Source organism: Achromobacter maghribensis, assembly GCF_057334215.1.
Map to the genome: position 1 here is coordinate 206384 of NZ_JBHFII010000017.1, position 10129 is coordinate 216512.

At 65.4% G+C, this 10129-nt stretch carries 9 protein-coding genes; 5 read left to right on the forward strand and 4 right to left on the reverse strand.

What is annotated here, in order from left to right; all coding sequences use genetic code 11:
* From ACE039_RS07770 to ACE039_RS07780, 3 genes are all read left to right on the forward strand, one after another.
* A partial coding sequence (locus ACE039_RS07770) for a pentapeptide repeat-containing protein (protein ID WP_485822044.1) occupies window positions 1-1482 on the forward strand: 1482 nt, incomplete at its 5' end.
* The gene (locus ACE039_RS07775; RefSeq protein ID WP_485822045.1) at window positions 1479-2537 is read left to right on the forward strand and encodes a pentapeptide repeat-containing protein; all 1059 of its coding nucleotides are present in this window, start codon (window positions 1479-1481) and stop codon (window positions 2535-2537) included. The genes ACE039_RS07770 and ACE039_RS07775, both read left to right, overlap by 4 nt.
* A 47-nt stretch (window positions 2538-2584) precedes the next feature.
* On the forward strand, window positions 2585-2968 hold the full coding sequence (locus ACE039_RS07780; protein ID WP_105555970.1) for a DUF4150 domain-containing protein: 384 nt from the start codon (window positions 2585-2587) through the stop codon (window positions 2966-2968).
* 15 nt (window positions 2969-2983) lie between these two features.
* Here the strand turns inward: ACE039_RS07780 and ccsB are convergent, their stop codons facing one another.
* From ccsB to ACE039_RS07795, 3 genes are all read right to left on the reverse strand, one after another.
* Window positions 2984-4330 (reverse strand): c-type cytochrome biogenesis protein CcsB, encoded by a 1347-nt coding sequence (gene ccsB, locus ACE039_RS07785; RefSeq protein WP_485822046.1) that lies wholly within the window; start codon window positions 4328-4330, stop codon window positions 2984-2986.
* Between the two features lie 9 nt (window positions 4331-4339).
* Entirely contained in the window at window positions 4340-6418 is a 2079-nt protein-coding gene (locus ACE039_RS07790) for a cytochrome c biogenesis protein ResB (RefSeq protein WP_310034960.1), read from the reverse strand.
* Between the two features lie 119 nt (window positions 6419-6537).
* The gene (locus tag ACE039_RS07795; RefSeq protein ID WP_105555968.1) at window positions 6538-7239 is read right to left on the reverse strand and encodes a c-type cytochrome; all 702 of its coding nucleotides are present in this window, start codon (window positions 7237-7239) and stop codon (window positions 6538-6540) included.
* Window positions 7240-7462: 223 nt separating this feature from the next.
* Here ACE039_RS07795 and yihA point away from each other — a divergent pair, with 223 nt between their 5' ends.
* The gene (gene yihA, locus ACE039_RS07800) at window positions 7463-8086 is read left to right on the forward strand and encodes a ribosome biogenesis GTP-binding protein YihA/YsxC (RefSeq protein ID WP_006227427.1); all 624 of its coding nucleotides are present in this window, start codon (window positions 7463-7465) and stop codon (window positions 8084-8086) included.
* Complete coding sequence (hemB, locus tag ACE039_RS07805; protein ID WP_310034954.1) at window positions 8083-9099, forward strand: porphobilinogen synthase; 1017 nt, start codon at window positions 8083-8085, stop codon at window positions 9097-9099. Before yihA ends, hemB begins: the two co-directional genes overlap by 4 nt.
* A gap of 57 nt (window positions 9100-9156) precedes the next feature.
* On the opposite strand, the gene ACE039_RS07810 is transcribed toward hemB, so the two are convergent.
* Window positions 9157-10038 (reverse strand): DMT family transporter, encoded by an 882-nt coding sequence (locus ACE039_RS07810; RefSeq protein ID WP_105555716.1) that lies wholly within the window; start codon window positions 10036-10038, stop codon window positions 9157-9159.
* Window positions 10039-10129: the final 91 nt, after the last annotated feature.

Sequence of the window (10129 nt, forward strand, 5' to 3'; positions counted from 1 at the left end):
GCGCGCCCCCACGCGCGCGAACGCGAGTCGCTGCTGGCGCAGGGCCTCGATCCGGACCGCTACATGGTGCCGCTTGAACCGCCCCCCACCGCGCCCAACCTTGCCGACCTGCCGCAGACGATTCTGCGCATGCAGCAAGAGCTGGAAGAGGCCAAGCGGCTGTCCAGCGGAACCGCGGCACGCGCGCTGGCCGATCCCAACCTGCCCGTGATGGCCGAAGTGGCCGGCGTGGACATGGACGCGCTGCGCCGGCAGGAAGACGACGGCAAGCTGCCCGCCGGTTTCGATCCCCGCAAGATCAAGCGGCATCTGGCCGAATTCGACGCCAGCCCGCATGCACAGGCCCGGCGCGCAACGGCCGAAGACGACGGAACACCGCCGCTTGACGAAACGCTCGGTCCGCAGGTTCATCAGGCCTATCAGCAATCCGCGCACCATTTCGCGCCGCCCCCGCCGATGCCGCCGCTACGCGCGCAGCGCACCCGCCGAAAACTGGACACGCGCCTGAAAGACAACCGCGACTGCCGCGACATGAACCTTACCGGCGCGGACCTGTCGGGCATGGATCTTTCGGGCGTCAACTTTCAACGCGCGATCCTGGCAGGCGCGACGCTCGTCGACGCGCGGCTGGACGGCAGTGACCTCACCGATGCCGTGCTGACGGGCGCCGACCTGACCCGGGCCGGCATGCGCCGCGTCAACCTGACACGCGCCAACCTGGGCCGCACGCACTGCCGGCAGACCGACTTCACCGAGAGCCAGATCGTCGACACCATCTGGGACCATGCGCACTGCGAAGACTGCTGCTTTGTCGATAGCGCATGGCGCCAGGGGCGTCTGCACCAGGCGCGGCTGCTGCGTTGCGACCTCGGCCGGGCGCGGTTCGATCAATGGGCGGCCATGAGCGCCACGCTCGACGCCTGCCGCTTTCGCGACGCGCGGCTGGATCAATGCGTGTTCATGCAAGGCGCCCTGGCGGACACCGATTTCTCAGGTGCGGCGCTCGTGCGCGTGAGCTTCATGGATGTCGCCTTCTCCGGCGGCTTCAACATGGAAAACGCCACGCTGGACGGCTGCGCCTTCGCAGGCCGCGTCGAGCTGGCGGGCGCCTGCCTGCGCGGCATGCAGTTCAAGCATGGCAGCGCGCGCGGCGCAACGCTGACCGGCGCCGACCTGCGCGGCGCCAGGCTGAGCGCCAGCGATTTCTCGGAATGCCACCTGCAAGACGCCGACCTCAGCGGCCTGACCGCCCCCGACACGTACTTCGTGCGCGCGGATTTCACCGGCGCCCGGCTGCGCAACGCCAACCTGATCAACAGCCTGCTGGGCAAGGCCGTCTTTCTGCGCGCCGACCTCGGCGGCGCGAATTTCTTCCGGGCCGATGTCGCGCAGACGCTGATGGACGACAGCACCGGGCTGGACCATGCCTATACGCAAGGCGCGAAGCGCTGGCCCGCCCGGCAGCCGGAGCACCCCGCATGAACCGCGACGCCTTGATGGACCGCGTGCGCCATGGCGAACCGATCCAGCACCTGAAGCTTGCGGGCGCCGATCTCTCGGGCCTGGATCTGGCCGGCGGCTTCTTTGATCATGTGGACTTCAGCGGCGCGACGATGCAAGGCTGCCAATTACAGGACGGCCAGTTCATTCACTGTGTCATGACCGGCTGGGATGCCCGCGGCGCCAATCTGGACATGGCGCGCCTGATCCACTGCCAGGCGCCGGGCTCCCTGCTCGACGGCGCCCGGTTCCATGGCGCCAGCTTCACGGAATGCGACCTGGCCGGCGCCAGGCTCGACCACGCCGATTTCCATGAGTCGACCTTTACCGCCACCTCGCTTGCAAGCGCCTCGCTGCAGTCCGTCCGGGTGCAGCGTTCGGTATTCTCGCGCGGTGACATGGCAGGCGCCGACCTGTCCCACGCCCAACTCAGCGACACCCTGTTCCATCAGTTGGACCTGCGCCGCGTCACGTTAGCGGGCGTCAACGCCGCCAGCACGATGTTCATCGAATGCGACCTGTCGGAACAGAATTTTTCCGAACGAGCCTACCCGTTGTGTCATTTCACGGATTGCCAGCTGGACGCGGCGGACTTCCGCAATGCCGACCTGCGCCAGGCCGGATTCAAGGGATCGTCGCTGCGGGGTGCGCGCTTTGCCGGTGCTTGCGCCCCCCAGGCGCTTTTTCCGCTGGCCGACCTATGCGGCGCCAACTTGCAGGGCGGCCGTTTCGACGGCGCCATCTGGGCCGAGGCAACCCTGGATGACGCGACCTTCCAGGGCGCCAGCCTGGCGCTGTGCATCTTCCAGCGCGCGCGTTGCGCCGGCACCGACTTTCGCGGTGCCCATCTTGCCGACGCTGATTTTTCCCTGGCCGACCTGAGCCTGGCGGACCTGCGCGACGCCACCTTCCTGCGCACGCGCATGCACCGCGCGCTGACACGCGGCGCACGTTGGACGCAGCGCCACGGCATTATCGAAAACGATGCGCCCTTGCTGGAAGCCGAACTGTGGTCGGCGGCACGCGCACCCCTTTGACCTCGGCGTGGCACCGCTACGCCGCCATCGCACCAGGAGTGGAAAACATGCAAGTACTCTGCCAGTTGCCCAGTGTCGGCCTTGGATTCCCCGACGTCTGCAAGACCCCGGTGCCGCCCGTGCCGCATATCGACGTGTCGACGTCGTCCATGGGTATCCCCGTGGTCTGGAACGTATGGTTAAGCTGCGCGCCGATGCACAACATGGTCACGCCCATTCCCGTCACCTTGGGCGATACCGCGGGCGTGGGCGGCGGCGTGATATCCCAGACGTTCATGGGCCAGGCGCGTTACATGACCGGGGCGTTCACCGTCCTGGTGCGTGCCGCCCCGCTCGTCCGCGTAAGCAGCCTGACGGTGCAGAACACCATCAACACGCCGGGCGTCAAGGTGGCCACGCCGCAGAAATCGATGTTCGCGCTGGCGGCGTGACCCTGCTGCGCCGGGCTACAGTTCGCCGTAGGAATGCAGGCCGGACAGGAACATGTTCACGCCCAGGAAGGCAAAGCCCGTGATCAGCAACCCCATCAGCGCCCAGTAGGCCGCCATGGTGCCGCGCAGGCCCTTGATCAAGCGCATGTGCAGCCAGGCCGCGTAGTTCAGCCAGACGATAAGCGCCCAGGTCTCCTTGGGGTCCCACTGCCAATACGCGCCCCAGGCGTCGGCCGCCCACAGCGCGCCCAGGATGGTCGCGACCGTGAAGAAAGCGAACCCGACCGCAATGGCGCGATACATGATGTCGTCCAGCACTTCCAGCGACGGCAGCGCCGCGGCAATGCGGCGGCGGCCCAGCAGGATGGCCCCCACGATCACGGCGCCAATGCCGAAATACAGCATCCAGGTCGCCGACAGGCCGTCGGTGCGGAACACCATCGGCTCGGCGCACAGCAGCACGCCCAGGACGAACAGTGGCGCCAGCTTGGCCCACGACGTGGTCTGCCCGTGCTGCTTGATCAGATACGCAAAGCCCACCATCGCCGCCAGCGAGAACGTGCCGTAGCCGATGAAGTTGGCCGGCACGTGCAGCTTCATCCACCAGCTCTTCAAAGCCGGCACCAGCGGCTGGATCTGCCCCGCGTCACGCGTGAACGAATACCACAGCAAAAAGACCACGGCCGACGTCACCACCAGCAGCACGAAGCCGCCCAGCGCGCGGGTCGCGTACTTGCGTTCGTAATACAGGTAGAACAGCGCCGTGATCAGCGAAAACAGCACGAAGACTTCATACAGGTTGCTGACCGGGATGTGGCCCAGGTCCGGCCCCATCAGATGGCCTTCGCGCCAGCGCACCAGCAATCCCGTGACCCCGGCGAAGACGGCGCCCCAGGTCAGCGCCGTGCCCAGCCACGCGGCGGTGGGACTGACCACGCCGATCCAGTAGCAAACCATCGCCAACGCGAACAGCGCGCACATCCACAGAATGGCGGACTGGGACGAGAACAGGTACTTCAGGAAAAACACCTGCTCGGCGCGAGCCAGGTCATTGCCATATAGCATCAGGGCCAGCCCGGCCGCGATGGCACAGGCGATCATCAGGTGGCGCAGCGGCCGCCAAAGCCAGCCCAACCATGTCAGCGCCGGCACGGTGCCGCACAGGATGATCTTCTCGTAATAGTCCATCGCGTTGCCGTGGCGGGTCAGCGCGAAAGCCGCGCCCACCGACAGCAACAGAAAGAAGACGACGTCGGTCCAGTCCGGCTTGCCGCGCCGGGCGCGACGATCGCCGGTCTCTGACAGACTGTCTTGCCAGAGCGTGTCCGGCGACGAGGGATGGGTAGTGGTCGTAGTCGACATAAATAAACCTTAAGACCTCTTCGGGCGCAGCAGCGCCTGCTTGAAGCGTTCGAACTCCTGATTGAAGTCGAGTGTACGCTTCTGGGACGTCATGGCCGCCATGACGCTGCTTCCGCCTTCATTCGGCTTGACCCAGATCCAGATGCGGCGATCCCGAATATAGAACATCGAGAACACCCCCAGGACCAGCAGCAGGCTGCCCAGATAGACGGTATTTTTACCCGGCGTGCGGCTGACCTGGAACACGCTGGCCTGCACGTGGTTGAAGTCGGCCAGCGACAGGAACACGGGTGCCGGATACACGGTCAGGTCTGACAGCGCCGCCACGGCCAGACGCGACCACACGGCCGCGCGCTCGCCTTCAGGGCCTTCGGACGCCACGGCGGGCAAGCCGGCGCGCTCCCGTTCGATGGCGCGCAATTCGTTCATGCTGGCGCCGATCAGACGGATCACCACGTCGGCGGCCCGCTCCAGGTCGGCGGCGGGCGTGTTGGCCTGCAGGAAGGCGGCAACGGCTTGCAGCCCGCCCGATGAAAAGGTCTCCAGCGCGCGTTCCGCGGCCGTCTGCAAGGGCTGGCGGTCCGCGCCCGACGGGCTGTTGCGCTCGGCGAAGCGACGGGCCGCCTCCTGGCGCGCCGCCGGGTCGGCCAGCGTTGCGCGCAAGCGCATGAATTCTGCAATCGAACTGTCGTCGTCCGCGGGGATGCGCAGGTAACGGAACGGCTCGGACGCATTGTTGCGCACACCGGCCAGGAATACGCTGGCGCCGTCCAATTCCATGGGCAGCATGTAGTTCTGGAATTCGTGCGCCTGTCCTGCGTCGTCGATCAGCTTGTACTCGACGCTGGGCCCCACGTTGCGCAGGTTTTCGTTCTTCTTGCCCGCCGCGCTGCCGGACACCGACGCCACATGCTCGGCGAAGCTCCGGTTGTCGCCCTTCGGATCGCCGCGCGTCAGGTCTTCCACGTTGATCGGACGCATGGCCGTGATTTCGACGCCCATGCTGCGCGGCCCGTTCGCGGTGTGAGCGGTTACTTCGGCGGTCTTGCCCACCGTGCCGTCAACGGCGAATGCCTTGCTATCGGAACCTACCAGCGGGTAGCCTTTCAACACCACCGTGCTGCCGCCGTCGTCAAAACTGGATTGATAGACGGTCATGCCCTTGAAGCGCAGGGGTTCATTGACTTCAATGGTGGAATCGAACGTCTTGCCGGTGTCGGGGTCAGTCACTTCAACTTCGCTGACGAACCGGCTGGGCATGCCGGTGGAGTAGTAGTCAACGATGAACTTCTTGAGCTTCAGCGTGAAAGGCATGGGCTGCACCAGGGCGCCGTCGCCCACCATCACGACCGCAGTGCTGGCCTGGCCCCCCTCGGGCACCAGGACGCTGGCGCGAAAGCTCGGGTTGTCCACCGACAGACGGCCGCTTTCCGGCACTTCCGAGATCAGCATGTTCTCGACGATGGGCTTCTTGCCACCCAGCATGACCTGCAAACGCACAGGCAGCTCGCTGTCCAGCAGGCCGCCAATGCAAATGATGACCATCGCCGCGTGCGCGAACACGTAGCCCAGCCGATTGGCGCTGCCCTTCTTGGCCGCCAGCATCACGCCGTCGTTGTCCGTCCGCTGGCGCACGGCGTAGCCCATGCGTTCCAGCATGGACGTCAAGCCGGCCGCCGTCTGCGGCACATCGGTGGGGGCTTCGGTTTCGACGCGGTGCGGAAAACCTCGCAGGCTGCTGGCTCGCACGTGCTCGCGGAACGAGCGCGCGTCGCGCAGCATCTTGGGCGCGTTGCGGATCAGGCAGACCGAGGTCGACACGACCAGGAAGCCCATGATCAGCAGGAACCACCAGCTGTTGTAAACATGCCAGATCGAGAACTTGTCGAACACTTCGAACCAGAACGGGCCGAACTGGTCGATGTAGTTGTTCGACGAGCGGTTCTGCTGCAACACGGTCCCGACCAGGCTCGCCACGCAGATGAACATCAGCAGGCTGACGGCGAAACGCATCGAACCGAGCAGTTCGAAGAAATCGCGGGGCAGGCTGCGCAAAGAGGGGCGAGTATGGGTTCGTGTTGAATTCATGAAAAAAGGGGGGCCGCGCAATCGGCTACCCCCCTCATAGACAGCGCATGGCGGAAAGAGGTTCCGTCATGCCCAAGTTGCATGAACGCGGACCAGCCGCGCGCGTTGCAGGCTTACGCCTACCGCAGGCCAGCCGCGTAGTCCGACACCGCCTTGATATCGGCGTCCGACATCCGGTCCGCGATGGCGAACATGATGTCGTTCTTGCGGTCGCCGCTGCGGAACAGCTTGAGCTGCTCTTCGATGTACATGGGGAACTGCCCCGACAAGCGGGGGTATTGGCCGGGCAAGCCCGCGCCATTGGCAGAGTGGCATGCCGCGCATGCGGGCACATTGCGCTCGGGCAATCCGCCGCGCCAGATCTTTTGACCCAGATCAACCAGCTTTTCCTGGCCGGCCGTGGCCGGCTCTTTCAGCGGCTGCTGCGCCAGATACAGCGCAATGTTCTGCATGTCGGCCGGCGTCAGATTCTGCGCCATGGCCGTCATCGGGGTCGGATTGCCGCCAGCGCCATTGCGCACGGGCAGCTTGGCGCCTTGCTTGACCTGGAAGTCGGCCAACTGTTTGGCCAGGTATTCGTGAGGTTGCGCGGCCAGGTTGGGGTTCACCGGGATGGTGCTGTTGCCCGCCGCGCCATGACAGGACGCACAGGCGATAATGCCTCTTGAGGCATCGCCCTGGTCAAACAGCTGCCCGCCCTTGGCGGCATCTGGCTTGGCCGGGCCCGCAGCGCCGTCAGCGGCGAAACTGGGTGAAGTTAAGGCGGAGGCGCCGAGCAACAGCCCGCTCGCAACCAACATCCGGGACAGCACACGCTTCATGAAGACCTCGACGATCGCATCGATCAAGGCGCAAAAAGGCGCCCACGCCTGCCCCGCACACCTTGGAGAACCGTCTCGAACCTGGTTTGCCCATTCTGCCTTCCAGGCAGCCACCGGCAACCCAAAGAGTAAGCAAAAAAGACGGCTCCGCGCACGGGGACCACTGTTGCAAACGCCGGATTATACAATAGGGCTCGAAACCAACCGTATCCAAAGCCCATCCGTGTCCCTCCTACATCGCGCCTCCTTCCTTACCTCCGCAGCTCGCCTCGACCAGTTGCCGGCCGCCGGCGCTCCCGAGGTCTGCTTTGTCGGCCGCTCGAACGCCGGCAAATCCACGGCCATCAACGTGCTGTGCAACCAGCGTCGTCTTGCGTTTTCCAGCAAGACGCCGGGCCGCACGCGCTTGATCAACATGTTCGGCTTGCCCGACCCGCTGGATCCGGAAGGCCACATCGGTTTTCTCGTCGACTTGCCCGGCTACGGCTACGCCTCGGTTGCCCGCAACGAAAAAGAAAAATGGGCCGACATCCTTGGCGGCTACCTGCGCGACCGCGAGTCGCTTGCCGGCATCGTGCTGCTGATCGACATCCGCCGCGGCGTCACCGAACTCGACCGCCGCCTGGCTAACTTCATCGCCCCCACCGGACGTCCCGTGCTGGCGCTGCTGACCAAGGCGGACAAGCTGCCTTACGGCCAGCGCATGCGCACCGTCTTCTCGGTCCGCAAAGACCTGGCCGACATCGGCGCCCTGCACACCATTCCTTTCTCGGCGCCCGAGCGCATCGGTCTGGAAGAGGCCGGCGCCCACATCGAAAATTGGATTTCCCCCAAGGTCGTACCATGAACCCGCAGATCATCACCCCCGAGTTTCCGGTTTCCCGCCCCCGCCGCCTGCGTCGCGACGACTTCACCCGCCGCCTGGTGCGCGAGAACGCGCTGACGGTCAATGACCTGATCTACCCCGTCTTCGTCGCCGAAGGCACCGGCTTGCAGCAAGCCGTGGCGTCGCTGCCCGGCGTGGTCCGCTATTCGCTGGACACCCTGCTGCCCGTGGCCGAAGAATGCGTGAAGCTGGGCATCCCGGTGCTGGCGCTGTTCCCCGTCATCGACGCGTCGCTCAAGACGCCCGACGGCATCGAAGCGACCAATCCGCGCGGCCTGATTCCGCGTGTGGTCGCTGAATTGAAAAAGCGTTTTCCGGAACTCGGCATCTTGTGCGACGTGGCGCTGGATCCCTACACCAGCCACGGCCAGGACGGCGTCATCGACGACAACGGCTACGTGATCAACGAGCCGACGGTCGAAATCCTGGTCAAGCAGGCGCTGACGCAAGCCACCGCCGGCGTCGACATGGTCGCACCCAGCGACATGATGGACGGCCGCATCGGCGCCGTGCGCCGTGCGCTGGAAGCCAACGGCCACGTCCACACGCAAATCATGGCGTATTCCGCCAAGTACGCCAGCGCGTTCTACGGCCCGTTCCGCGACGCCGTGGGCTCGGCCACCAATCTGGGCAAGTCCAACAAAATGGCTTACCAGATGGACCCGGGCAACCTGGACGAAGCATTGCGCGAAGTGGCGGCCGATCTGCAAGAAGGCGCCGACATGGTCATGGTCAAGCCCGGCATGCCGTATCTGGACGTGCTGCGCCGCGTCAAGGATACGTTCCGCGTGCCGACCTTCGCCTACCAGGTCAGCGGTGAATACGCGATGATCAAGGCCGCCGCCGCCAATGGCTGGCTGGACCACGACAAGGTCATGATGGAAGCGCTGCTGGCGTTCAAGCGCGCAGGCGCCGACGGCATCCTGACGTACTTCGCGATCGAGGCGGCCAAGCTGCTGAAAGCCCAACGCTGATCGCGCCACGCGTTGCTGGCCGGGCGTCTCCGGCCAGCGCGCCGAGCCTGTGACGGCTTAGCGCGCGCGTCCGCTTCGCGGTGCGGCTGGCGCCACGCGGCGCAGTCCCAGCCAGGTTCCGCCAAGCACGCAAGCCAGCCCCACGACATGCGTCAGCGTGACGTGCTCGTCCAGGAACAGGGACGCGAACAACAGCCCGAAAATCGGCAGCCAGTTGACGAACAGGGCCGCGCGGCTGATCCCCAGACGCGCGATGCCGGCGTTCCAGATGATGTTGCTGACGCCCGAGGCAATCACCGCCGAGAACATCAGAACCAGCCAAGGCCACCACGTCATCTGCCACGTGTCGGCCTGATACGACGCGGGCGTCAGCGCCGCATGCGCCACCAGCATCACTCCCCCCGCCAGGTACATGTACCAGAGCATGCCCAGCGGATCCATGGTGCGCGACATGCGCTGGATGACCAGGCCGCCGAACACGAACACCAGCACGGCCACGAACACGACGGCGTCGCCCCAGCCCGTCAGACCGAATTGCGCGCCGCTGCCCGCAACCACCATGCCCACGCCCAACAAGCCCAGCATGGCGCCGGAGATGCGCACCAACGTCAGTTTTTCACGGTAGAAAATGGCCGCCAGCAGCGCCGACAGCAAGGGGCTCGTCGCCATGATCAGCGTGCCGTTGGCCGCCGACGAAAACCGCAGCCCGGACACCAGCGCGATCTGGTGCGCATACACCACCAGGAAACCCGCCAGCGCCGCCCACCCCAGCTCCACGCGGCCCAGCTTGGGGATGCGGCCGCGGCGAGCCTTGATGATGAGGGTGACGGTGATGAACGCGACGACGATCCGAACGGCGGCTAGCGCCTGGATGTCCATGTGCTGCGTCAGGTACTTGATGGAGACGATGTTCAGGCCCCATGTGGCCATGACGAACATCAATTGAATATAGATAAGACCGTTCCGGTCTTGGCTTGCATCAACTGTCGGGGACGTCACGGGCGCCGGCCTGAAGGGAGTGGAGTGGGGC